At 47.7% G+C, this 24,810-nt stretch carries 17 protein-coding genes; 5 read left to right on the top strand and 12 right to left on the bottom strand.

What is annotated here, in order from left to right; genetic code table 11:
• Nucleotides 1–74: 74 nt before the first annotated feature.
• Entirely contained in the window at nt 75–2,270 is a 2,196-nt protein-coding gene (locus tag K8S15_05450; GenBank protein MCD4775483.1) for a formylglycine-generating enzyme family protein, read from the bottom strand.
• A 172-nt stretch (nt 2,271–2,442) separates the two neighbouring features.
• Complete coding sequence (locus tag K8S15_05445; protein MCD4775482.1) at nt 2,443–2,760, bottom strand: hypothetical protein; 318 nt, start codon at nt 2,758–2,760, stop codon at nt 2,443–2,445.
• Between the two features lie 294 nt (nt 2,761–3,054).
• Here K8S15_05445 and K8S15_05440 point away from each other — a divergent pair, with 294 nt between their 5' ends.
• Entirely contained in the window at nt 3,055–4,380 is a 1,326-nt protein-coding gene (locus K8S15_05440; GenBank protein ID MCD4775481.1) for a Fic family protein, read from the top strand.
• 246 nt (nt 4,381–4,626) lie between these two features.
• Entirely contained in the window at nt 4,627–8,652 is a 4,026-nt protein-coding gene (locus K8S15_05435; protein MCD4775480.1) for a tetratricopeptide repeat protein, read from the top strand.
• A gap of 53 nt (nt 8,653–8,705) precedes the next feature.
• Here K8S15_05435 and K8S15_05430 read toward each other — a convergent pair whose 3' ends face one another.
• On the bottom strand, nt 8,706–10,277 hold the full coding sequence (locus tag K8S15_05430) for a peptidyl-prolyl cis-trans isomerase (GenBank protein MCD4775479.1): 1,572 nt from the start codon (nt 10,275–10,277) through the stop codon (nt 8,706–8,708).
• Between the two features lie 99 nt (nt 10,278–10,376).
• A complete protein-coding gene (locus tag K8S15_05425) occupies nt 10,377–11,060 on the bottom strand; it encodes a hypothetical protein (protein MCD4775478.1) in 684 nt (227 codons plus the stop codon).
• A gap of 279 nt (nt 11,061–11,339) precedes the next feature.
• Between K8S15_05425 and K8S15_05420 the strand changes: the two genes are divergently transcribed.
• Together K8S15_05420 and K8S15_05415 are read left to right on the top strand one after the other, a co-directional pair.
• Nucleotides 11,340–12,455, top strand: coding sequence for a choloylglycine hydrolase family protein (locus tag K8S15_05420; protein MCD4775477.1), 1,116 nt, complete (start codon nt 11,340–11,342; stop codon nt 12,453–12,455).
• A gap of 423 nt (nt 12,456–12,878) precedes the next feature.
• The gene (locus tag K8S15_05415) at nt 12,879–14,807 is read left to right on the top strand and encodes an OmpA family protein (GenBank protein ID MCD4775476.1); all 1,929 of its coding nucleotides are present in this window, start codon (nt 12,879–12,881) and stop codon (nt 14,805–14,807) included.
• Nucleotides 14,808–14,873: 66 nt separating this feature from the next.
• Here the strand turns inward: K8S15_05415 and K8S15_05410 are convergent, their stop codons facing one another.
• From K8S15_05410 to K8S15_05380, 7 genes are all read right to left on the bottom strand, one after another.
• Nucleotides 14,874–16,916 carry a hypothetical protein gene (locus K8S15_05410; protein ID MCD4775475.1) on the bottom strand — a complete coding sequence of 681 codons (2,043 nt, stop codon included), beginning with the start codon at nt 16,914–16,916 and terminating at the stop codon, nt 14,874–14,876.
• 4 nt (nt 16,917–16,920) lie between these two features.
• Entirely contained in the window at nt 16,921–18,402 is a 1,482-nt protein-coding gene (amrB, locus tag K8S15_05405; GenBank protein ID MCD4775474.1) for an AmmeMemoRadiSam system protein B, read from the bottom strand.
• A complete protein-coding gene (locus tag K8S15_05400) occupies nt 18,399–18,572 on the bottom strand; it encodes a hypothetical protein (GenBank protein MCD4775473.1) in 174 nt (57 codons plus the stop codon). Before K8S15_05400 ends, amrB begins: the two co-directional genes overlap by 4 nt.
• A complete protein-coding gene (amrS, locus tag K8S15_05395; protein MCD4775472.1) occupies nt 18,569–19,564 on the bottom strand; it encodes an AmmeMemoRadiSam system radical SAM enzyme in 996 nt (331 codons plus the stop codon). The genes K8S15_05400 and amrS overlap by 4 nt, the downstream gene beginning before the upstream one ends.
• Nucleotides 19,554–19,805 carry a hypothetical protein gene (locus tag K8S15_05390; GenBank protein ID MCD4775471.1) on the bottom strand — a complete coding sequence of 84 codons (252 nt, stop codon included), beginning with the start codon at nt 19,803–19,805 and terminating at the stop codon, nt 19,554–19,556. Before K8S15_05390 ends, amrS begins: the two co-directional genes overlap by 11 nt.
• 16 nt (nt 19,806–19,821) lie before the next feature.
• Entirely contained in the window at nt 19,822–22,611 is a 2,790-nt protein-coding gene (locus K8S15_05385) for a M1 family metallopeptidase (GenBank protein ID MCD4775470.1), read from the bottom strand.
• A gap of 78 nt (nt 22,612–22,689) precedes the next feature.
• Complete coding sequence (locus tag K8S15_05380; protein MCD4775469.1) at nt 22,690–23,562, bottom strand: hypothetical protein; 873 nt, start codon at nt 23,560–23,562, stop codon at nt 22,690–22,692.
• A 177-nt stretch (nt 23,563–23,739) separates the two neighbouring features.
• Between K8S15_05380 and K8S15_05375 the strand changes: the two genes are divergently transcribed.
• Complete coding sequence (locus tag K8S15_05375) at nt 23,740–24,483, top strand: hypothetical protein (protein MCD4775468.1); 744 nt, start codon at nt 23,740–23,742, stop codon at nt 24,481–24,483.
• 115 nt (nt 24,484–24,598) lie between these two features.
• Here K8S15_05375 and K8S15_05370 read toward each other — a convergent pair whose 3' ends face one another.
• Complete coding sequence (locus tag K8S15_05370; GenBank protein ID MCD4775467.1) at nt 24,599–24,790, bottom strand: hypothetical protein; 192 nt, start codon at nt 24,788–24,790, stop codon at nt 24,599–24,601.
• Nucleotides 24,791–24,810 lie beyond the last annotated feature (20 nt).

Below are 24,810 nucleotides of genomic sequence, written 5' to 3'. Positions count from 1 at the left end.
CCTGAGTGATTCATCCCAAGAAGACAGGGAAGGAGAAGAAATCCTCACGATTTCCGATGATGATTCCTCCTCTCCTATAATATGTCATCGAAGTAGTCGACAAGCTTCCAGCAGCCATCCTCGATAAAGAGTTCAATATTATTCACACTGCCATCAATAGTAACCGGCACAACTGCTGTCTCACCGTCAATAATCGCGTCGCCTATCTCAATCGTGACCGAGCTGAAGTCTGGGAATTCAGTATCGAACCTGAGGTATACCGATAAGATGTCACCAGTTGTCATATACTCAACCTCTTCTACAGTGACATCAGCTCCCATTTCAGCAAATATGTCTACAGTAAGATCAGGATTTCCCTCAAGAAGCGCTAAAAGAAACAGCAGCTCTTCAAACCCTTCATTCGGCGAACAGGTGATGAACAAATATCCATTCGCATTATTGCACGCGTCCACGTAATTCTTCACTACCATCTCCGGTGTTCTCAATACTCTCGCAAGGCGGAAACCCACGTTATCGAAACGATTGCCGAAATCACTGTAGTTGCGCGTAGCTGATCGGCAATCGATAGCGGGGAAGGTCCTGGAACCGCATCGATCAATCCGTAAGGATTCCGTTCTACTGACCCAGGCGCTGCCGTCTGACGGCGCGCCGGAATAACTGTCATGATAGGTATCTTCGCACCATTCCGAAAGGTTGCCGCTTATGTCATACAATCCCCATTGGTTTGGTTCCTTCTGAGCCACAGGGTGAGAAATATCATTAGAGTTATCTTCGTACCAGCAGTATTTGCTGATTACATTAGGAGATGACGAATCTCCCCAGTAATAGGCTGTTGTTGTTCCTGCGCGGCATGCGTATTCCCATTCCGCTTCCGAGGGAAGACGATAAATGTAAGCCGGATCCAGAACATTCATAGCGGCAGCGAATCTCTGACAGTCATCCCAGGATACAAGGTACATTGGATAATAGTATCCCTCTCCGCTCAAACTCCATTCGGGATTTGCATTATCCCGAATGTGCCTTAGATCAGTTCCCATAACTTCCAGCCACATCCCCTGTGTCACCTCCGTGGTCATCATCTCGAATGCGGTGATGTCAACTCTGTGCTGAGGTCCTTCATCATTGTTACGGCCAACCTCCGATGAAGGGGTACCCATCAGAAAATGTCCCGAAGGGATATAAGCGAATTCCATTTCTTCAACCGGACCCGAAAAAACATCTCCTGCTTCGATGCCGGTTTCTGATACCGCACGCAAATGAGCCAATCTTTCATGTACATAATCTGGAATCTGATGTGTTAATTCCCGGTCTATCATCATCTCCAGATAAATGCTGTAATGTTCTCCCGCTTCAACAGGTTGACCAAGTCCCCAGAGAACATCCGCTATGTTGATATGAGCAACCATCCTTTCCGGTTTCAGATCAAGAACCTTTCTCAGAACGATCAGGGATTTGTCAAGATCATCTGTCTGTTCAAGGTAATAGGCGTAGTTGTTCATGATCATAGCATACTCGCCCAGGTCCATATATTCCGAATAATTGCAGTTTACATAGTCCACGCTATCCGTGAATGCAGTAAACCATTCTCTATCTGTATGAAGAAACGCGGCAAGATCAGCGAACAGACTTACAGCTTCCCCAAAATCACCCTGGGCTTCGGCATCCCCGGCAACTATGTTGATGTTTCTAAGCAACCGGGCGATCATCTCATCTGAACTGTAATAGTTACCGGGATAGAACATATTGTTCAGTTCATCTATTGCTTCCTTGATATTCCCTTCAGTCAGAAGGCTGTCTACTCTCTCCATCGCCTCCAGAGATGGATCTCTTGAATAGTATCGTAGAAATACAAGTGATTCCTCCTCGATATTCCATCGATAACAGCCTATGCAGTATCTCGCGGAGCCAGGCATCTGAAATTGGAGATGAATTTCATCATCATCTTCAACATACTTAGAAAATGATTTTGCGAAATTGTATTCTCCTTTGTAACCACCTGTTGCGAGTAGAAAGGGAATATCTGTATCAGCAGATATTCCCAGAAGATAAATATCCAATGAGTCAATCTCAACTTCAATACCGGTAATTTGAAGTTCGCAGATGTCATTCGGCAGGTTGCCCGAATCGTAATAGTACACTTTTGGCAAGTCACATAAATAAGCCGTATTCCAATGCTCCAGTAACTCACCGGTAATCGGCTGATATTCAATCTGACTCCAGGCGATAGATACAATGAACAGAAGTGCTGTAATAAATACTCTTCTCATCATATTTGATCTCCTCGAATTGTTATGGTAAAAATAATCAAAGATTTCATCAGTACCCCTTTACCACTCTTCCGGATCGGTGGGAATGATTGTCCTGAGAAGCACCAGTTCATTCGATATTCTATCATTACCAGCAATCAGAAACTCGCACTCCAGCGGATTTGTCTCTATAATGTTATAGAACATATCTGCCAGCGGATGATATGCTGTGAATTTCCACGTAGATGTCGTAGCGGTCTGGGGGGTTGTATATCAGATATCCGGTCGAATCGATTACAATCGTCCAGGATTTTATTGGATAACGGATGAATGAGAAATCACGGCTTGCTAAAATTCTCATTTCCCCGGATTCTATAAACTGAAAACTGTCGATATTGACAGGGTTCCAGCTATCCATTTCTAAAGGACATAAATACTCCGAAATGATTTCAAGTGGCGCCGAATGTACTGATGTTGCAAGCAGAAGTAAAAACCCAACCAATATTAGTTTCATAAGCTAACCTTTCATGATGATCATTGATCATAACGATGGGTGTTCTCTCGCTCAAGCCTCCTTCAGGCACTTTACCTTATCCAGCCTGAGAACTCCGAATTATCTTCACCGGTAATAATATGTCTGTTACGTTACACCGATTATCCAATCTTGATACCGTTCTCTGAAGCATGAAATACTAATCTATTACTAAATTGTTTAGATTTAGTAATTGACACTGTTATGCACATTTGATATACTAATTTTCAATGAATTAGTATTTACCAATATTCTAATGTAGAAGGAGTTACAGCAATGAAAATACCCATGTCTCCCCCGAAGTTAACTGAAATCATGCTTAAGCTTAAACCAAGCGACCTAATACGTATAATGGATATTGTCTCTTCTTCATTAGTCAAGGATCAATACTTGCATTGGGATGAATTGCGCTACAGAGAACCTCCGGAAGGATGTACACTCGAAGAATGGTGGGTGGGATTAAAACTACGCAGGTTGGCGATGGTAAAATCCATTCCCTTGTGTGATAAACATGGTGATAGCTTCCTATTCACACAACCCGATCCTGTACTGGAAGCCCTTTATAGCATAGCTTTGGGGGCTGGGGACTCAATAGAAATACCGACAGAAATAGCAGAGCAGGAAAAAGATAGGTACTACTTCACTTCACTTATTGAGGAAGCAATAACATCTAGTCAACTTGAAGGAGCATCAACAACACGAGATGCTGCTAAGGAGATGTTGAGAAATAATAGACCACCTCGAGATCACAGTGAACGGATGATTCTGAATAATTTCCAGACAATGAAAAGAATCGGTGAACTGCGATACGAGGATCTGGATACTGCGCTTGTACTTGAAATCCACAGGATAATCACTGCGGGAACTCTAAGTGATTCAAAGGCATGTGGTCGCTTTAGAATTAAGAACGAAGACATTAATGTATGGACAGAGAAGGGGCTTCTACTACATAGTCCACCTCCTGCCAGTGAACTCCGGGATAGAATGAAGGTTATGTGTGATTTCGCTAACGGAAAGACTCCTGCTACTTTCGTGCATCCAGCCCTCAGAGCAATAATTCTTCACTTCTGGTTAGCTTATGATCATCCATTTACAGATGGAAACGGGCGAACGGCTCGTGCTCTATTCTACTGGTCAATGCTGCGCAGTGATTTCTGGTTGTTTGAGTTCATTTCAATTTCATCAATTATCCGAAAAGCGCCAGCGCAGTACGTTAGGTCATTCTTATATACGGAATCAGATGACAACGATCTTACATATTTTGTATTAGGTCAGATAAAAGTTATTATGAAAGCAATGGAAGAACTTGTACAATATGTGAAGCGGAAGACAAAACAGGTAAGAGCAATGGAAGCTAAATTGCGTGGAGTTGAAGTACTGAATCATCGTCAAAAGGCACTAATTAGTCATGCCCTCAGACACCCACAACATAGATACTCGATTGAATCTCACAAAAGAAGTCACAATGTCGTATATCAAACAGCACGATCAGACCTGCTTAATATGGTAGAAAGAGGTTTACTGATAAAGAATAAAATTAGCAGACGCCTCTACTTCTCTCCAGTTCCTGATCTAAATAAAAGTTTGGCTATTCTTGGATAAGAACGAATATTCTGGAAACGATGAACCGCTTTGATAATAGATCACGTCAATATGCAAAATCCGAATTCCTATTGATATACAGGCGTAAAGGTGTTATAACAAGGCTTTGTTATTCTATAGTGAAGCCCTTCTTTTTTATTAAGAAGCAGTGATGGTTAAGAAGCACCCGGATGAAGGAAAACAATCAGGAATGGAATTCTTTTTACTGGTAACATCGGAGCTAACAGAAATCCAGGAGGTTTTCCAATGCGCCGTTTAGTCCCCGCTTTCATCATCGAGCAATTTGAAAAGAGACAGTACAAAGGTGAATTCCAGGCAACAACCATGTTCGTTGATATCGCCGGGTTTACAGCAATGACACAGGCTCTGATGAAAAATGGCAAAGAAGGTGCTGAAGTACTTGTAGATGCTATCAATCACGTGTTCACACCTGCTATTGATGTAATCTATGAGCACAGTGGATTTGTTTCATCATTTGCCGGAGACGCCTTTACAGCGATTTTTCCTTCAGATTCCGTTGCTGTGATTCAAGCTCTTTCAGCAGCTGTTCGCCTTCGGGAGTTGTTTCTGGAACAAACTGAACAGCAAACCAAGTTCGGTTCATTCAATTTGTCAGTGAGAATTGGAATGTCCTATGGTCTCGTCTCATGGGGAATCATCCCGCAATACCTGCAGAACAGTTTCCACTTCGGTGGCGAGGCGACCATGCGCTCCGCTGAAGGAGAACAGAATGCTGCAAGTGGAGAAGTTATTCTGGATAACAGGATGTTATCACAAATCCCGAATCTGCAAAGAATAACCTGTAAACACAAAATCGATAATTTTCACTCTTTGCTGTCTGCTCCGGCAACAGTCAATGTGGTTTCTGAAACATTCGTTTCAGAAGCATCCCTTTCTTTACAAAACATGTTTGTTCCGGATTCAGTTCTTTCTTTAACCGGCAGAGGAGAGTTCCGCGACATTGTTTCGTGCTTCATTTCTTTCGACGAAAAAAGTGATCTTGAAAGGGGTGCCGCAAAAGTAATAACACTGGCTCACCGCTTCGGAGGTTACTTCAATAAGATCGACTTCAGTAATAGCGACAGGATGATGCTAGTGCTGTTCGGGGCACCGGTCAATCCGGGGAATCTATACAACCGTGCTCTGAACTTCGCTCTCGCTGTAAGGGAGATTTCTGAGCTGACCGTTCGCATTGGTCTGACCTACGGCACAGCATTTACCGGCTTTATAGGCAGTAAACTGTGCAGCGAGTACACCGCGTTGGGATCTATTGTGAATCTGTCGGCACGGTTTACTCAAAAGAAAAAGCAAGCAGTTATTTACCTGGATGAGGCAATTTACAAACAATCTCGTTCTCAGTACGAAATTCGAGAGCTGGAACCAAGAAAATTCAAGGGATTCACAGGGAAGATTCCTCTTTACCGCCTGATGGGCAGGAAGACAGCAGTCCAATTATCATTTTCAGCAGGAGGCATGGTAGGTCGTGATTCTGAGCTGAAGCAGCTTACTGAGTTAATGCAGCCAATTAGTGAAGGCAGGTTTGGTGGTATCGTTTATGTCTATGGCAACCCGGGCGTCGGTAAATCACGTCTGGTTCATGAACTGATTCAGCGACAGGAGATCAGAACAGCAATCATGCAAACTGACAGTATTCTCAAAAAGCCGCTGAATCCAATTACATATTTCTTCAGTCATTACTTTGAAAAAGGCCGGAGTAGTTTATCTGATGACAAAAATACCGGATTCAGAAAAGAATACCAGGAGTTGATCAACCGCATTGAAAACATGTCAGATGCAGATCTCACTTCCGCGGAGCGATTGAGAATCTCTATGGAATTAAACCGTGTGGAATCAATCATCGGCTCCCTCATCGGACTGTTCCTGGACGGATCGATATACGATGTTATTGATCCTCAGGATCGGGCTGCTGTAATAGAACAGGCAATTAAGGAGTTCTTCAAAGCTTTGAGCCTTATAGAGCCTATCATTCTACTTATTGAGGACATTCAATGGCTGGATGACGCATCCCGGGATGTATTTGAAATTCTGACCCGCCGGATAGAGCACTATCCCCTGATTATTCTTGCCTGCAGTCGCTTCAACGATGATGGTTCCAGACCACAGTTAAAGGCAGATGATAACGTACCCCAATATTCAATAGTCCTTGAGGAACTGCCCGGTTCCGCCACGAGAGAATTGATTGAAGATCGTCTGGGAAACAGGGTTGATGATGAGCTTGCTGTTTACATCCAAACCCGCACGGAGGGCAACCCATTTTACACCGAACAGTTTTGCCTGTACCTGCAGGAGAACGGGGTCATTGAGGTTCTGAATGAACAATATCATCTTATGAAAGAACCAACCGATATTCCCACCGACATCAACATGATCATTATCTCTCGTATTGATCGTTTGTCAGCGGAGCTTAAGGAAACAGTTCAGATTGCATCAGTGCTTGGACGCGAGTTCGAGGTGCAGGTTCTGAGTACCCTTGTTGAGCTGATGCAAACGACCGCCGACGGCAGAATCGGAGGCGGGCTGATACATTCGGAGATTATTCCTCTGATTATCGAAGTTGAAAACGAACGGATCTGGTCTGCGTTAACAGAGATTAGATACATTTTCAACCACGCCTTGCTGCGGGATGCCGCTTACGATATGCAACTAAGGGCCAGACTCAGAGATCTGCACAGACTGGCCGGCGATGCGATCGCTAAGCTCAATCCCGGCAAAGAAACAACATACGCAGATTGCGCCTTTCACTATGAGCAGGCAGAGGACTGGGAGAATGCACGGGAATACTGCACAAAGACCGGTGAGTATTTTAAGAGGTCAGTCAGATATGATGAGGCTTTAGCTTACTGTCAGAAAGCCCTGTCGATCTGTCGGGATACACTTGGAGAGAAACATCCGGACACAGCTACTTCATACGACCGAATCGGATGGATTTATAATGAAATTAATGAGTATAATACAGCATTAAGTTTCCACGAAAAAGCCCTTGCCATCAGAGAAGAATTGCTGGGAGAGAGAAATCCTTATACGGCAGAATCATACAATAACATCGGAGATGTTTATCTGCGAAAAGGCGGATATGATACAGCTTCGGAGTATCATGAAAAAGCCCTTGCCATCCGGAAAGAACTGCTGGGTGAAAATCACGCTTTTACGGCAACTTCTTACAGTAACATCGGCGAGGTTCACTGGAAAAAAGGCAGCTTCGAAAAAGCATTGAAGTACCATGATAAATCTCTTGCTATCCGGAAAGAACTGCTGGGAGAGAAGCATCCTTCTACCGCAACATCATACAATAACATAGGACTGGTTCACTCGGATAAAGGTGACTACGACACTGCACTGGTATTCTATAACAAAGCCCTTTCTATACAGCAAGAATTGCTGGGTGAGAAGCATCCGGATACTGCAGCATCTTACAGTAACATAGGAGTGATTCACTGGAAAATGCGTGATTATGACACAGCTTTAGCATTCTATGATAAAGCCCTTTCCATACAGAAAGAATTACTGGGTGAAAAGCAGCTGGCTATCGCAATATCGTACAGTAACATCGGATCTGTTCACTACGAAAGAAATGATTACCGCACAACTTTAGCATTCTACGAAAAAGCTCTGGCTATACAAAAGGAACTGCTCGGCGAGAAACATTTGTATGCTGCAACTTCGTACAGTAACATCGGATCTGTTCATTATAGGAGAAATGATTACCACACAGCTTTAAAATTCTATGAAAAAGCCCTTGCCATCAGAGAGGAATTACTGGGAGAGATGCACCCGGATACAGCAATTTCTTACTACTGTATTGGAGTTGCTCACAGGGATATTGGCGACAATGAGACGGCTCTGGAATACCTTGAAAAAGCTCATGCAATACAGAGAGAACTGCTTGGAAAAAAGCATCTGCATACAACAACTACATACAATAACATTGGAGTCGTTTTCTTTAATCAGGGAGACTATGATGCTGCACTGGCAGTACATGAAAAAGTTCTTGCTATCAGGAAAGAAACGCAGGGGGAAAAGCATCCCTTCACAGCAATCCCATTGAGAGATGTCGCATCAGTTTATGTAGCTCAGAAAAAATTCAGAGAAGCTGAGAAGCTTTTCAGAAAAGCTTTAACTATTTTCAGACACTCAATTGGAGAAGAACACTCGCATACTATTAAGTGTTTGAAATACATGGCTGACATGTATGATAAAATGGGAAATGAGACGGAAGCGAACAGAATCCGTAAAGAACTGAATCAGTTGTAGCCTTTTTTTGAGATCAGCGCTTCTTCACATTTATATAACTATATATACCCTGGTCACCACTCCCCGGGGTCCTTCGGAAGGCTGTTCAGCACCTCCTCGTTCACAACAACACCGTACTGCTCCTCCAACTCCAGAAGCCAATCCTCGGTTGCACGCTCTTCGATTCTCCTTCTGGCCATCACCTCAAGATCGAAGAGAATCTCATCCATCCCGGCTTCCCTTGCCGGTACGATTCCTGCCAGACGGAAAAGAATGTATCCGTCAACTTCATCGATTGGATATGGCCCCTTCCAGGAAATTGTATCCGAAAGAGTTAGTTGAAAAACGATGGAACCGAGTTCGGCAGGAACCTCCACCAACCGCAATGGTCTGCTGATACGGGGGTTCGAGTTATCGTCCGATAGCCGTTGCAGGGGCTGCAGACCCGCTATCATCTCCTCGATATCTCCTTCAGTGGCTCTACGCTCGTACTCAGCAAGCGTGGCAATCGGAATAACGGCGGTCTCTAAAACACGCCGCTCCTCTAAAATGAATGGTTCCTCAAGTAATGAGTACTGTTCCTCAATGTCCGCTTCTCCGACCTCAACACGGTCCGATATCAACTCCTTGTACATCCGATCCAGAGCAAGATTATCGAGCCAGGCATCCCTCTCGATCCGAAGCGAGTCCAGGCTTCCGGGGTAGTGCTCCTCTGCATATTCAAGAAGACGGGAATGCAGGATAATTCCATCTATAAGGAAGCATAGCCAGTCGAAGGAGTTCGACTGCGTAGGCATCATCGTATTGAGGAAGTCCACTTCGTACCGAAGCTCAGCTGCAGTCCAATTCCTGAACCCGGAACGGATGATAATATTCTCCGGCTGGATGTTATCGATACTGACTGTATTCAACGCGAACCTCTCAAGTGCGGTAGAATCGATCGAGACCGAATATTCTCTCTTCGCTAACGTCTGGGCTTTTATCATGAAGAGCCTTACCCTCTGATTAGCTATCCTCCATGTATCGATGGAGTCTGCATTTGCAGCTGCATCGGCATCCTGAATCGGCCTTGGTGGCGCGATCGAGTCCAGGCGCACGACCGTACCGGACATGTTCGTCCCGGAGTTACCAGGGGAAAGAGTGTCAAGATGCCTGTACAGATCAAGTGGAAGTGCCCGCATATCAACATCAGTATAAGACACTTCTTCCGGTGACTCCGGCCCGACTGTGAACCACACTTCACGCCACGGGTTGGCGCGGTACCCGGCAAGATCCTCAGAAGTGACTCCATCCTCGTTTTCAGCCTGTAGCAGCCTGGCGGTGAGTATCGCATTCTCTACCCGGAACCAGGATTCCCCGAAAGCGGAAAGAGAGGTGTCGTCCATGTACCCGAGTACATCCAGCTCCCTCAGCAGCAGCTCTTTCCTCAGGAAGGTTTCGACGAAATCCCGGGACGGTAAACTCCCGGACATGAAAACTTCTCGCTGCTCGGTTTCCAGTTCGCTCCAGGCTTTCGCCAGATCACTAACGCTGAGGGTATCATTCCCGATCATGGCCAGTATTTGGCTGGCACCGGAGGAAGTATCTCCACAGCCACTGAACACAATGGCTACCGCAGCCGTGGTAACAATTAATATTCTATTCAAGGATATGCCTCCGGTCCGGAAATTTTATATCGTCGCATGAAATAAGAGTAAGGGGCTGTCGTTCGCCAGCCCCTTCTCTTTTCTGACCGTGAACAGGTTCTAGAAGATGGTCTTGATGGCCCCCCAGGAGTTTCTCTCCAGAGGAGTCGTGCTGCCGTACATGACGCGGAACATATCTTGAGCAGGATAACCCTGTGTAGACCACGCCTGCCACACGCCATTGTACCAGAGATAACACTCGGTACCCCTTATGACATTTCCGACCACACAATACCAGGTACCAAAAGTTCCATCATCTCTGAGGGGAGCTGTCCAGTAGGTCGTGCCGAGGTCGAAGGTGAAAGGTGCGTTGAGTGTAATCATGCATTCGTACACCCAGTTGCTACCCCAGGGAATGGTTGTGATGGTTGACACAACGGTTCCAGTTGTCGACTGGAGCTCGGCTCCAGGGCCGGGGGCAGCGTCGGCGTAGAGAAATACATCGACAACGGTTGGATGACCGTTACCATCAGTGTTGACCATCCAGTAAAGCAGTTCTGCTATCGATGCGTCAACAGTGATCGTGAAGTCGTCCGCAGTGATATAGTTCTGGGTCGCATCGGGCGCGAAATTGGCGTATGCACTGGTGTAAGCTTGACTCGCGTTGTATGCATAGGAATCGATAATGTCATCGGTTGCTATGATGCCTCCGTAGTACTCACCGTTAATTCCGCCTTCTATGGTAAGATCGCTTGCAAACGCAGTGCCTACGAGTGCAACCAGGATAAAGCCAAGAAATTTCATACGTCTTCCTTTCTGTTTAAAGATAATTGTAAACCACATAGTAACTTAACAGATAGTAACTAATAATGTCAATAGCCATTTCGAGGGGTCGGACGTCACTTGCGGCACTTGTACAAATGCGGTTCCTTGAGAACCCGCAGGATGAGTATTTCCTTACCGAACAGAGTGAGTCGATGGAATCTCAGTTGAGCTTGCCATCTTGGCATAGCTGGAAATCGACTTTTCTATTGTCTGATAATATAGTTTAAATACATTTCTACAGTTGAAGGAGACACAATCATGAAAATTCGTTCATCATCAGCAAGTGTTCTTTTCGTTTCTGCTTTGGTTTTCCTGTTGCTTTCTTCCAGCGTCAACCGGCTTGAGGCTTGTTCCGTTTTAAAAGTTACTTCGCAGGACGGCACCATCATCAGCGCTCGAACGATGGAATTTGGTAATGATGTTCAGTCCGCTGTAGTGGTCATCCCACGAGGCAAGGAATTTGTCAGTCCCGCACCTCAGAATAGAACAGGCATCAGCTGGATAAACCAATATGGTTATGTTGGTATCAACGCCTTTGGCGAAGAGATGACAGTACTCGACGGTCTCAATGAGACCGGACTGGCTTGCTCCGGGCTCTGGTACGAAAAAGACACCCAATATCAGGATATAGACGCGGATGAATCCGACCAGGCTTTAGCTCATCTACTCCTTTGCTCATGGATTCTGGGCAATTTTGCCACCGTGGGAGAAGTCGAAGAAGCTATTACTAATATCAAGGTTTTTGGCATCGTAATTCCCCAAATGGGCATTGCCCCTCCTATTCATATAGCCGTTTATGATGAAGAAGGCGGAGCTATTGTCATTGAGTTTGATCAAGGACAACTCCATATCTACGACAATCCTCTGGGCATTATGACCAACTCCCCCAATTTCCACTGGATGATGACCAATCTACGCCAATACGTCGGCATGAATGTCAGCATGGTTCAAACGCAGTATTACGCCGGAGTCCAACTCCTCCCGACAGGACACGGCAGCGGCATGTTCGGACTACCCGGAGATCTTACCCCGCCCAGCCGTTTTGTTCGAATGGCTGTATTAACACATTTCGCCGACTCGGTGCCTGATGCCCGGGGCGCCTTGAACCTGGCTCAACACATAATTAATACATTGGACATCACTAGAGGAATGGTGGTCGATAAAGATTCCAGTGGTAATATTGTCTCCAGCGAAACCACTCAATGGGTTACCTTCCGGGACCTGACCAATAAAATTTTCTATTTTCGCACTTACGATAACTTTACTTTAAGAAAAATCGACCTGAACCAGCTCGACTTTTCTACCTGCCAGACTATTTCATTAACGGAAGACGACGAAGTTATTATCGACGTAACCAACCGCCTCAATCAATAGAACCGAGGCTCTTGGTCCTTACGTCAGGTTTGACACTTGATTTAATTCTGCTGATTGCGATGACGTTAAATGTCACTGACGGTTAGCTGACCAGGACAGGGAATCATCATCTCTAACTGGCCGTTCTTGATTGCTTGTCATCGGTCTTTTGATCTCAATTGAACTCATACTGAATGGCTGGACATTTGTATTTTTCGCTTCTCAACTGAAGAAACCATAGTACATCAACTGGGATAGAGAAGAATAACCAGTATTCTGTTGTCTGTATTTCTATAAGGATATATAATTTATATTACAATATTATATATATTTAGATAATAATGCATGAATGCAAGACCTGACCCTAAGTGATTATTGACATAAGAGATAGGAATTACTAATATCTGCATTAAGTAATAACCTTAAATGAAAGGATAGGTTATAATGAAAAAGGGGTCACTTATTATTGCTGCAATTCTACTTATCTCATGCAGCGCTATGGCGTTACCGTCCTACTCGGGTCTGAGGGGACTCAACCGGACTGTTGACGCGAAAACAATAGGAGCAGGTGAGTTCTCACTCGCCCTCTTCTCTTTTCTCGGAATGAGTAACGATACCAGAACCGCTCAGCTCGCAGGCGGCGCTGAAGAGGTCACCGATACCGAATACAACGGCACCTGGTACATTACAGCGGGATACGGACTGAGCGAGAAAGTGGAGGTCGCCGGAAGAGTTTCTTACATCTGGAACTGCCTCTCACGAGATTACATTCCTGGTCGCGAAGATCTCGAGGGGGGAGAGAACGAGAACGACGACGGTTTCAGCGAAGCCAGTTTTTTTCTGAAGTACGCTATTGATTCTTCTGGAGACTTACGTATAGGACTGATGCCGTGGGCAGGTTTCAGTATCTACAACGGCGGTGACAATCCGTACGTAACCAACTACAACCAGTACGACGGCGTCTGGTATCCTGAACAGCCCATGTTCGAGATGCGCCGTCCTATGATAGGTACGAATTTATCAGCGGGAGCGGATCTGCTTGTTTCACTTGATCTACATCCTGTTGTAGTGCATACCAATATTGGTTATCACTACTTCAAGCAGAACTTCCAGTTCACAGACCACAGGTACGGAACGAGCGATAGTGTTGCCGTGGATATGGATGTTGAAGATCCTGTCTTCCACCTCGCTGTGGGCTTCGAGTATCCCATGAATAAGACAATCCTCTTTGCAGAAGCGGAGTGGCGCCACTTCATGAAACGCGACTACGAAGACGGTAACGGCCAGGACTACGACGACATGATAATCGTTCAACCCGGAATTAGATTTCCCTTTGCCTCTGGATTCGCTTTCGATGTTGTAGGGGCATTCGCGCTTGACAATTTCGATCCGGAGTGGAGCGACCTGGGACATCACGCATACCAGGCCGGCGGCAGCCCGACAGAAGCATACAGAGCAAATTACGCTCCCTTCCCCGAGGGTTATTACTCCTCATGGGGAGTCGGCGTTAACCTCATGTACTCCAGCGACCTCAGGGAAGGTCCCGGCAGCGCTGTGATGTCCGGTACAATTATCGATGCCGTAACCGGTGAGTTCCTTGAAGCTACAGTGGCTTTCCCGGGGACTGCGGTACAACCTGCGATCAGTGACCCTGAAACCGGATATTACTCCGTTGAAGTCCCCGAGGGTAGCATTGCGGTAGCTGTAAATGCCAGCGGGTACACGGAAAGTACTGAAACGATCCAGGTTTCAGGCGGTCATGATATCAGCCAGGATTACGCTCTTCAGCCAACTCCATGTACGATCATGGGAAGCGTCACCGATATCGAGACTGGCACTGCGATCTCAAGAGCTACCGTCATCGCACCGGACGTTCCTGTCAGTGACATGACCGGTAATGACGGTCTTTACGAGTTCGATCTCGATGAAGGCAACTGGACAATCACTGCAAGCGCCAGCGGTTACCTCGGCGCCAGCGAGAGTGTGGACTTTCTGAGTGGCGACCTTGTCGTTCTGGACTTCCAGCTCCAGTCCGTTGCATTCGAGCCGATTTACTTCATCGTCAATCAGTTCAACATTCAGCCTGAGTACAAAACCATCCTGAATAGCATTGCTGAAGAAATCATCGCTAACGGTCTTACTGTCCAGATAAGCGGACACTCGGACTCCGACTATACAGAGGAGTACAACCAGACTCTCAGCGAGAACAGAGCCATGGCCGTGTACGACTACCTTGTCGATCATGGCGTCAGCGCTTCCAGCCTGACCACGGTTGGCTATGGAGAAACGAGACCTGCGGTCCCCAACGCCTCCGCCGCTAACAAAGCTCTCAACCGTCGCGCGGAATTCGTGGTAGAAACCATCTCCAACTGAACGCGATTCTCATACAGGAGGGCGGGTCTTTCGGGACCCGCCCTCCTCTTTTCCGTTCATTCAGAATCAGCGGAACCTGAGAACAACTGTCCAGACCGCTACCCATGCGGCCGCTATCACAAGAACGGCTGTAGCACCAATCAGTGGGAACAGAACGAGCGGCATAAGCAGGGAAGCAGCTGCGCTGCCTCCGTGCTCAGCGAAGTCCAGAAGACCGATTTTTCCTGTATCCTTTGTCCCAAAACCTTCAACGGCGGATGTAAATGCCCCGCCACTCGATACTCCGCAAACAAAGGTTCCAAGAAACAGGCAAATCGTTAAGAAATTGCCGCTGAACAAACCGATACTGTAAAAATGGAGCGCAGCCGCACAGAAAAGGGCCGCTGCTCCTGAAAGCGCGATAATTCTACCTGCATCCTTTAATAATCCCTTGTCTGTCCATAAGGCTCCAAGTGCTCCGCCCGTCATGAATATCCCGGTAACTGCGCCCACAAGTACCCATGAACAGCCGGTCGCGGCCTGAATCGCGACCAGTGAAATAACTTCGACGGACAGTCCCGCGAAGCCCGCTGCGGCAACGCCAAGTGAAGTAAGCGGTTTGCCGGTAAGTAAAGCTGAAATCACCATTATTAACATGAACAGGCCAGCTGCTGGAATGGTCAGATCAGTTTTTTGACCATCTTCCATTCTGAAATCCCACAGTTCATGAGCAATCCTGAAACCTACAGGATGAAGATCTCTGTTTTCTTCAGAAACTGCCGAAGCGATCTGTTCGTCAAAGGCTGATACTCTGAATTCGGAAAGATCGTACGGAAGAGTTCCGGAATTTACGAATACACCGGTAACTCCCAATGAATCCATTCTATCGGCAAGTACCTCTCCATTGAACGATAACTCCGGGCCATTGCCTGCCATGAGTACGAGACCTGAAATAGGAATGATCCTGTTCCATTTAAAGCAGGTTTCTGATGCCATCACAACCGAACGGGCCAGTTCCGCCTCCAGTGGATGCAGCCTGTTTATCCCGCCGGGCAGGTGGATTGCGGCTATGCCTTCCGGTGTTAATCTTTCTGCAAGAAGTTCCATGAATTGAGTGGTGTAGAAGCGGTTTGAGAGAAGCGTCAGGGGCTGGCCCGCGGAAACGATAATGAGATCGTACGAAAAGCTATTATTAGTCAGGTACTGTCGGCCGTCACCTGCTCTGATCTCACCCGGATAGTCAATTACATCTTTCAGTGTCCTGTCGGGAATAACGGTAACGCAGAGGTTCACATTGGGCCAGCTGCTTATTATCCCCGCCTCCTCCGGTGACGAACCTATATACAGAACCGTTGCTGGCAGAGCAGCAGCAAGGGGAACTGTAACGGTTTCCTCCGCTGATTCAAGGGAAGGCCATGTTGCTTCAAGCAATCCACTTCTGAATACCGCACTCTGACCTGCTCTCGAAGCTGTTATTACTTCGCCGTATGGAGATGGATAAACCTGTACACTCTCGTAATTTCTGAAAGCCACAGCTCCAAGCCGTCTGCTGAAACCATCCGGAATAGAAAACAGCTGTAAGGTGAGCAGTATAACCGCGAGAATCAGACCGGGAATTGTGCTCCTGCATGATAGAAGGCCGATAACTGAGAAGAGAACCGAAACGGCCAGCATCTCACCTGAAAGAAGATGAGGTGATAAAAGAACGAATATCCCTCCGCCTGCAGCAGCCCCAATGGCTTCGAGTGCATAGATCCTGCCGGGTCTGTCGAATGCGAAGGGCTGCAAAAACACGACACCGGCAGTGAACCCGGCGGGAAAAACCGTTAGCGCCAGAGGAAGAATCCCTGTTCTCGATGCTGCTACCTGAAAAAAACCCAGAATCGGTAAAATGACTATTCCAGCCATCCAGTATAACCTGTGCCTGGAAGTTCTACCTCCCGCTGCCGCTCCGAGGCCTGATCCTATAATCCATGCGGCCAAAACTATACCCGAAGCAAGTTCCGCCTGGTGACAGCCAAAAAGTGATTCCCTTAGAACAACCGCCTGAACCAGAATCGAAAGGAGTCCTCCCGTGAAAAAGGAAAACCCCGAAAGGGATTCTTTCCTGCTCCGAGGAGGTGTTTCCATCTTCTCAGAATACCTGTGCCTGGAAACGGTACAAAGTTACGTCACCGAGATAAGCATCCTGGTCAAGTCCGGCCTTCCGGCAGACACCTTCCAGATACTCCTCCCTGTTCCACCCCTGTTCTACAGGAACCTGGGGAAGTAATACACCTGATCTTCCCCCGGAACCCAGAACAAGGAGGCCATCGGTACCTACTGCCGCATCGTGCCAGTCATCAAGAATCTGCAACGGAGTAAGCACCGATATTTCGTACTCCAGATTCTGTAGTTCCGTCTCCGTTACCGGCATGAATCGGGGGTCTTCAAGCGCCGCGGAGTGCGCCATGCGCATCACGGTTTCAGCAAGGGGACCGACAGGACGTATCGATCCTATGCATCCTCGAAGCCGGCCGTTCCGCTTCAGTGTGACGAATGCTCCTCTTGGAAGCTCCAGTTCGGCAGGCAATGTATCCGGTAGATTGTAATTCTCTCCCTCAACAGCGCAGCGGACGGATTCGCGGACAATCTCCAGAAGAATATTCTTGCCATCCGGTGAAATGCTCCATTCGGATGGTTCGAACTTCGGTGTTCCAAATGAGATCGAAGCGTACCCTACAACCTGTGAATCGTCACCCGAATATTCAGCGCTGGTAGTCATGGAAAGCAGCTCCGGAGTTACATCCGGATAGAGTGCCGCATAGGACATGGCAAGCGCTATGGGAAGCCTTCCGCATGCAAAAGTGGCAAGACCATCAGGCAGCCTTTCCTCAGATGTAACCTCCAGAAAAGCATCCACCTCTCCGTTCAGCACCGCTTCAACGGTAAGTGAATCCACTTCTTCAGCGAGTTCCCTGGTCGGATAGTGGGACAGATCGCTGCTGGCTATCACAAGAATCCGCTGGCCGTAAGACTCAGCGAGTATCAGTTCAGCCATGTATTTCAGTTCATCGGGTCCGGCATTGCCTATTACAATCGGCACAATTCTGAAACCGGGCTGCAGCACCCTCTGCAGAAAGGGAAGCTGCACTTCAAGGCAATGTTCGGTCACATGGGCTTCCGGGATGAAAAAGGCTGTTGGATGCGATTCCCTGAGACGCTGCGAAATATCGGTCGCCACATCAACTTCGCCCAGAGGAGTCAGGTATCCGTTCCCTTCGAAAATGGAGAACCCGTTGAACGAGACATGATGCGATGGTCCCGCGATCACAACGACATCGTAATCAACACCTTCGATGGAACTGTAGAAGTCGGCAGCCGTAGCGCCGCTGAAAACGTACCCTGCGTGTGGAACTATTCCAGCTATTATATCTCCGGCGGAATGCTGCGCCCCGGAGATGTCAAGAAGGCTGTCCACCATAGTGCTTAACGTGGCTGAATCCCCCGGATAGAACCTTCCCGCAACTGCTGGAGGTCTAAGAAGCATGCCGCCACTGTTTCTGCCCTCCTCCTGTGCGGGAGAACTCCCTCCGCATGCGACCAGGAAAACCGATGTAAGTGTAAGAATTCTCATCCCGCCAGCTCCCTGTAATGATCCGCCTTTTTTCTGGAAGTTCTTGCGATCTCGGGTTTATCGGTACTACCCTTGTCACTCAATTTAACTCCACCGGCGGCAGCAACTGCCGAAAAAAGCAGCATGACAGCTCCTGACAGAAATTTCCGCCTGCTGATTTTCTTTTTCACTGCTCCTCCATTCCATCCCAGACCCCAGCAATCGGGGCCGAGCAGTTTCCACAATTTCCATTCAGAATGTTTCTTTCCGTTATCATATAGCCCTGTCTGGCAACGATAGTTTCACCACACTCGGGACACCTTGTTATCATACCCCCAGGAGTAACTGCATTTCCAACGTACACGTAGTTTAGACCTGTATCCATTGCCCTCTCCCTGGCTCCCCTGAGCGTATCAATGGATGTCGGGGCCAGATCAGCAAGTCTGTACATGGGAAAAAACCTTGAGAAATGAAGAGGTGTATCTTCACCTGTGTTATCAAGTACCCACCTTGAAAGCGAGTCGATCTCGTCCGGATCATCGTTCAAAGTTGGTACAATGAGATTCGTTACCTCAACCCATGTTCCAGATTCCTTCAGGAAAGTAATCGTATCAAGCACAGGCTGAAGTGTGCCTCCGCAGATGTTCCTGTAGTAAATGTCCGACATTGATTTAAGATCAACATTCGCAGCGTCGATGAATTCAGCCAGCTCGGACAGTGGTCCGGGGTTGATGTAGCCGGCGGTGACAAGGATATTCTTAATTCCGGCGGCGCGGGCCAGCCTGGCGCAGTCCCTTGTATATTCAAAAAACACCACAGGCTCCGTATATGTATATGCGATAGCTTCGCAGCCGTACGACAGAGCGTTTTCAACAACCGTTTCGGGCGGCATATCGTAAGGTGTTACATCCTCCGGAGCGGCCTGGGAAATTTCCCAGTTCTGACAGAACTCGCACTTCAGATTGCAGCCCGCCGTGGCAATTGAAAACACATCAATTCCAGGCATGAAATGGAACAGGGGTTTTTTCTCCACAGGATCGATATTGACCGCAACGGGCCGGCCGTAAACAAGGCTCACCAACTCACCGTCAACGTTAAGCCTGACGCTGCATCTTCCGCGCTCACCGGGAGCAAGGATACACATATGCGGGCACAGTACGCACTGAACGGAATTACTCATCATCAACTATGACATACCAGTCTGCTCTATGGAATGTAATAAGCCCCATTTCCATCAATTCAAGCATTCTATCCATATCCATATGTTCTGTTGGTCTGGCCCACGAACGCTCTTCGATACCGGTTAATTCCATAATCATGCTGAACAGCCCTGTGTCAGTACTGTCACTCGAAGTGCATGATTCTTCCACGGCAGAGAAAGCTGATCCGGCCAGAAGCAGAACGGTCAGCAGAATGATTTTCATTGTCCTCCTTCAACTGTCAGTACAGGTCCGGAAAACCAGCCGGAGACAAACCTATCCGCCATCTGAATTCCCAGTTGTCCTCACCGTCAACAGGCTCGGATACCCAGATCGGGAACAGCGCTTCCAGCATCGCGAACCTAACCGCGAATCCTCCATCGGCCAAAAAAGTGTCTTCGGAAAAATCCCTGAAACCATCGGCAAGCCAGCCGACCCCTCCGAATATTTCAACAGGGATCATAGGAAACGGCACAGGTATCCTCTGTTCAATTGTAACGGCTGCTCTTCCACGGGCCGGGCTGTTCCAATAACCCGGCAGCGCCGGACCGGAACGGACGTAGAAGTGCTCCTGAGGTGAAATCGATCCATCGGGCGGCAGAAACGCTCCAATAATGCCCTCCGCGAATAAACCTCCGCCCGGACGAAGAAATACGTGAGCAGGGGCATCACCTGCTATTCTGCCTGCGAATATCCTTGTTCTGGCAAGGTGGCTGCCCATAATCCTGGTGGTGATATCAAATTCGCCGTCCACCCGCGAATAGGGGCCGTCGTTCCATCCGGGGGAAGCGAGGGCGCTCAGACTTCCTTCCCATGAAATACAGTAGTTTCGATTGATCGCTGAGAATCCTCCGGTGAATTCGAACCCGCTGCCTTCCTCAACGTTGGCTCCACCGTATACAGCGGTGTCTTCCACACTGAAAAGTTCTGCATCAAGAGACATTCTGAGATGGGTATCCGTCGCCACGCGTCCTCCCATGTAATAGTCCGCGCCAAGGGAAGCGCTGCCTGTTCCATATCCCCTTCCCACTCCAAGTGATATATAGAGGCTCCTGCGATATTTTCTGAGGAGGGGTGCATGATAGAAAGCTCCCCAGTCGGAAAAACTCCCGTTTTCAAATGGAACCGATGCATGGGCCGCCCAAGTGGAGGGGCCTCCCATGTAGGAAGGAATGGCGGCTGACATGCACAGAATCTCCCCCCGCCATGAACCGGCGGCATACGATGGAAACGGCAAAACCCATAGACTTTGATGGGTAGGCCTTGGAAACGGCAGGAACATCGGTTTGATCTGACTCAGAGGCGGCAGGGCATTATTCCAGGGAGCCCTGTCTGGCATGCAGAGAAACGGGTCAGCAACGGCCGTATGCCACCTGCCTGATACCGTTACGGTATCATCTATTCCAGGCGCAAGGGCAAGTTCGGTCAGAAGTGAATCGTTTCCCGAAAGAAAAAGCAGATCAAGTTCAACGTCATGGGGAACGTCACCTGAAATTATTACAACGGTTGAATCATCCATCGGTTCGATACTCGCAATTCTTACGTCAGCGTTTCCGGTTCCCCTGAGCCAGAAATCGAATTCATCCTTCCACGATCTTCCCGTAACTTCTTCCACAATCGCCCGAAAGTCTTCCGTATGAGGATGATGGTACATGAATCGGTTGAAGTATATGGCCATTATCCTGTCGAAATCTTCCTCACCGACCTGCCTTTGGAGCATCCGGAGGAAAAATGCCGGTTTGGCGTAGTAGGTGAACCCGGTGGGGTGGCTGCCGTCACCCGCTGAAGTTGCGTCGCTGAGTACGGGAACTTCCTCTCCGCCGGTAGTGCCTGTTGCGTATGTAAGCAGGCTCATGTCCTGGTCGCTTATCTCCATTATCCAGTCGGGAGTTCTGGACATGTTCCCCGAGAAACCATGCCTCCGCTGCATGTAACGAAGTTCGCTGAATGTATTCATCCCTTCGTCCAGCCAGGCTTCATCGACTTCATCGTTTCCAAGCATGCCGTAAAACCACTGGTGCCCGACCTCATGTGATGTGACCATCTCAAGAGCCCTTGTTAAGGGAATATCAGCCCCTGAAAATACGAACTGTGGATATTCCATGCCGCCGGCCATCAGTGTTACCGGTTCAACAACCCAGAGATCGCTATAGGGGTAAGGCACGTACCATTCTCCGTAGTACAGCAGCGTGGAATCGATAATTGCCGGTACTTCTGACCAATGGTCTTCGTCGTCGTCCAGAAGAATAAGGTGTACGTCTACCGAACCGGCACCCAGACTGTCTGGGTAGATGTAGGTATGCTCCCTCACCGTATAGTCAGGGCTTGCGGCCCATACGAAATCGTGAACTTCGTACGCCTTCCATGTTTCAGTTCTTCTGAGTGAATCTTCCGGGATGGATACGCTTTCGACCGATCCCGTTGCCGCTGTAATGAAGTCCTCGGGGACATCCAGTATTACCGTGTAGTCGCCGTAGTCACTGTAAAATTCACCTCTCCAGTGGTATCTGGCCCTGTGCCACCCATTCTCATCGAGAACACACATTTTGGGGTACCACTGCGTTATCTGAAAAGTATTCCCCTGATGTCCCATTCTGCTCCAGAAACCGGGGACCTTTACTTTGAAGTCGCCCTGCAGCACTACGCTCTCCCCCGGATTCAGTGTAGAATCAAGACTAATGAAACCCAGAGAACCATCAACGGTTATATCAACTGGAATCCCGTTAAGACTCCAGTCCGAAAGATCTATCCAGCCCTTATCAGATTCGTCAGAAGCCCTGAAGCAGTAGCGACCAACAGCCTCAAGGTCCTGGCCGAAGGCCGTTGTAATATCTCTGTAAGCGTTCGGATAGAGATGGAACCAGAGAGTGTCAACCGGGAAGCCAACCCCGTTTGTAAATACTATTTCAGAAGTCCCGATGACCATGTCCGAATCCGGCTCAAGCCGAACATTCATGCAATAGTCTGCCCTGCTTTCCGGGCCGGGGAAACCCGCACTGACAAGCACTGCGTATAACAACACTGAAATCATCTATTCAACCTCCCGAAATGAAATACTATACATACGATAATACTCATGTGAAAAAGAACGGATGGAATCAAATGAGGTTTATTCTTCCTCTTTCCCCTCAAGTATATCCGCAATGTCGTCAAAGGTGGCTTCTACTACAAAACCGTCGTTCCTGAAGAGTTTCGCGTAATCGTGGAGTATATCGGCAAGCTCTTCAGCTTCGATATATTCGGCATACTCACTGCCCAGGAAATCATCAAGTGAAGTAAAAGATATGAACCATGTATCATTGTACTGTATTATATCGAAGGCGTAAACAGCTTCGTCGTAATAGTTAAGTGCTTCCTCATCCGGAGCATCCATCGAAGCCCGGTGAGCTGCCCGGAGAAAACGGCAGCTGAGTTCATTAGTATCGTAGTATGCCCAGCCGTAAATCATCGCGCTAATGCTGTCAGCCGCCTCGCGAATCTCGCCTAACTCAAGAAGGGTATCCGCTGAAGCGAGAAGATCAGCGGACCTGTCGCTTACCCATGAATCAACCGGGACGAGAAGCAGTTTTTCATTCATCCAGACGAAGGACATATTACACCTTGTAGCCCTTGAGGGATATTCAGAGGAAAGAATTATCAGGCTGTCTTCACTTCTGAAAGAGGCATACGCTTTTTCCGGGTTCAGAAACATATCAAACTCCACAATCCCAAAGCAGAGAGTATCCCGGCCAAAACCTATAACCGCAAGATCCGATCCTTCAACAAGGCTATCACCCAGAATCAGCAGATCAAGGTTGTCAATTCCATCGGGAAGCATTTCGGACGGCATACCCAGAACACGGAAATATCCCCGGCCATCACTTCTTGCCTTCCATTCATTGATGCAGGTGCTGAAATCATCGGAACAGGCCGGCAGGGATAATGAAAGAGCAACGATTAATACCAGAATTTCTGAAACACTCTGTCGAAAAGATAGAATCATACCATCTCCCTTCAAATATTGCATAAGAACAATACCGAAAGATTCGCCGGTTCTCAAGGATGATGAATTGTGAATGGCGATTGCAGGCCAAGTATTGACGGGTCAGGATCACCGGTAATATTTTCGGGCAGGATATTCTGTTCCCTATCTGCCGATATTAAGTAAGGAGAGTATCAGATGAAAGTGTTTCTTATAGTCCTTTTCTCATTACCCGTTGTTACTAATGCCGGTTCCGTTAATGTTCTGTCCTCTTTCTACAGTCCTGACTGGTTTCCAAATGGTCTCGCCTGGGACGGAAATTACCTGTGGCTGCTTGGCGGACACCATGATACTTTCTATAAGATAAACACTGGCGGCACAGTAATCAGTCATTTCACTCCGTCGGAACCGGGGGGTATGAATGGAGATGGAGCCGCGTTTGATGGAACGAATTTATGGGGGATGTTCATCGAACACACGAGCTATCCGGGAGAGGTATACGAATACACAACATCCGGCACGTATGTTTCCTCTTTCATGTGTTCGGAAATATGGCAATTCGGCATGACATGGGATGGGAATAACCTGTGGGTATCGTGCCGCGGCACACAGATGATCTACGAAATGAGTAAAGACGGAACTATCCTCAGTTCTTTCCCTATTCCACATGAAGGCGTAGGAGACATGGCCTGGAATGGCACGAATCTTTTTTATGCTGCCAAGAACGACAAGCTTATCGTTGAAGTGACAACTGATGGAGTAATAATCGATACATACGATGTAACCGTCATTTCAAGCGATATGAAACCAACGGCGCTTACGTTTGATGGAACCGATTTCTGGGTATCGGATCAGGAGCACGACATTATCTACCAGGTGGAGCTTACCGGTGTTGGCCTTGAGCAGTACACATTCGGCAGAATCAAGACGGTGTTCCAATGAAGTACAAACTCCGTATTTTCCGTGATCTTCCTGCCCTTCGTCCACGCAATTCGCGGTAGGAATGCTGGTTACCCGAAATACACACCGCACAGTCCCTTACTGTTACCCACAAGTATTAGCCTGAGTCGCCAAGTCCCCAGCCATCTGATAAATCAGCCAGCCGCTTCCAGTTTATCCATAGAGTAATCGTCCCGGAGAATCCACCCCCTTTTCGAGCAGGAAGGGTTCCAATGTTCATGTAGGAGCCGGCGACCTTTTTGTCTCCGGTTTCGTGTCTGCTATTGACAGGCTCGATAATCGTAAACATTGTACACCATACCTATGGTG

Origin of the sequence: Candidatus Aegiribacteria sp., from assembly GCA_021108005.1 — a bacterium.
Taxonomy (GTDB): domain Bacteria; phylum Fermentibacterota; class Fermentibacteria; order Fermentibacterales; family JCC-6; genus Aegiribacteria.
The sequence above is the reverse complement of the archived record's forward strand: the minus strand, read 5'-3'. Positions and strand labels throughout refer to the sequence as shown.

Bases quoted from the DNA above. Each gene is read 5' to 3' on its own strand.
- K8S15_05380 (MCD4775469.1), bottom strand. From the start codon at position 23,562: ATGATTCTATCTTTTCGACAGAGTGTTTCAGAAATTCTGGTATTAATC.
- K8S15_05435 (MCD4775480.1), top strand. From the start codon at position 4,627: ATGCGCCGTTTAGTCCCCGCTTTCATCATCGAGCAATTTGAAAAGAGA.
- K8S15_05415 (MCD4775476.1), top strand. From the start codon at position 12,879: ATGAAAAAGGGGTCACTTATTATTGCTGCAATTCTACTTATCTCATGC.
- K8S15_05450 (MCD4775483.1), bottom strand. From the start codon at position 2,270: ATGATGAGAAGAGTATTTATTACAGCACTTCTGTTCATTGTATCTATC.
- K8S15_05425 (MCD4775478.1), bottom strand. From the start codon at position 11,060: ATGAAATTTCTTGGCTTTATCCTGGTTGCACTCGTAGGCACTGCGTTT.
- K8S15_05420 (MCD4775477.1), top strand. From the start codon at position 11,340: ATGAAAATTCGTTCATCATCAGCAAGTGTTCTTTTCGTTTCTGCTTTG.
- amrB (MCD4775474.1), bottom strand. From the start codon at position 18,402: ATGAGAATTCTTACACTTACATCGGTTTTCCTGGTCGCATGCGGAGGG.
- K8S15_05370 (MCD4775467.1), bottom strand. From the start codon at position 24,790: ATGTTTACGATTATCGAGCCTGTCAATAGCAGACACGAAACCGGAGAC.
- amrS (MCD4775472.1), bottom strand. From the start codon at position 19,564: ATGATGAGTAATTCCGTTCAGTGCGTACTGTGCCCGCATATGTGTATC.
- K8S15_05385 (MCD4775470.1), bottom strand. From the start codon at position 22,611: ATGATTTCAGTGTTGTTATACGCAGTGCTTGTCAGTGCGGGTTTCCCC.
- K8S15_05390 (MCD4775471.1), bottom strand. From the start codon at position 19,805: ATGAAAATCATTCTGCTGACCGTTCTGCTTCTGGCCGGATCAGCTTTC.
- K8S15_05375 (MCD4775468.1), top strand. From the start codon at position 23,740: ATGAAAGTGTTTCTTATAGTCCTTTTCTCATTACCCGTTGTTACTAAT.
- K8S15_05410 (MCD4775475.1), bottom strand. From the start codon at position 16,916: ATGGAAACACCTCCTCGGAGCAGGAAAGAATCCCTTTCGGGGTTTTCC.
- K8S15_05445 (MCD4775482.1), bottom strand. From the start codon at position 2,760: ATGAAACTAATATTGGTTGGGTTTTTACTTCTGCTTGCAACATCAGTA.
- K8S15_05440 (MCD4775481.1), top strand. From the start codon at position 3,055: ATGAAAATACCCATGTCTCCCCCGAAGTTAACTGAAATCATGCTTAAG.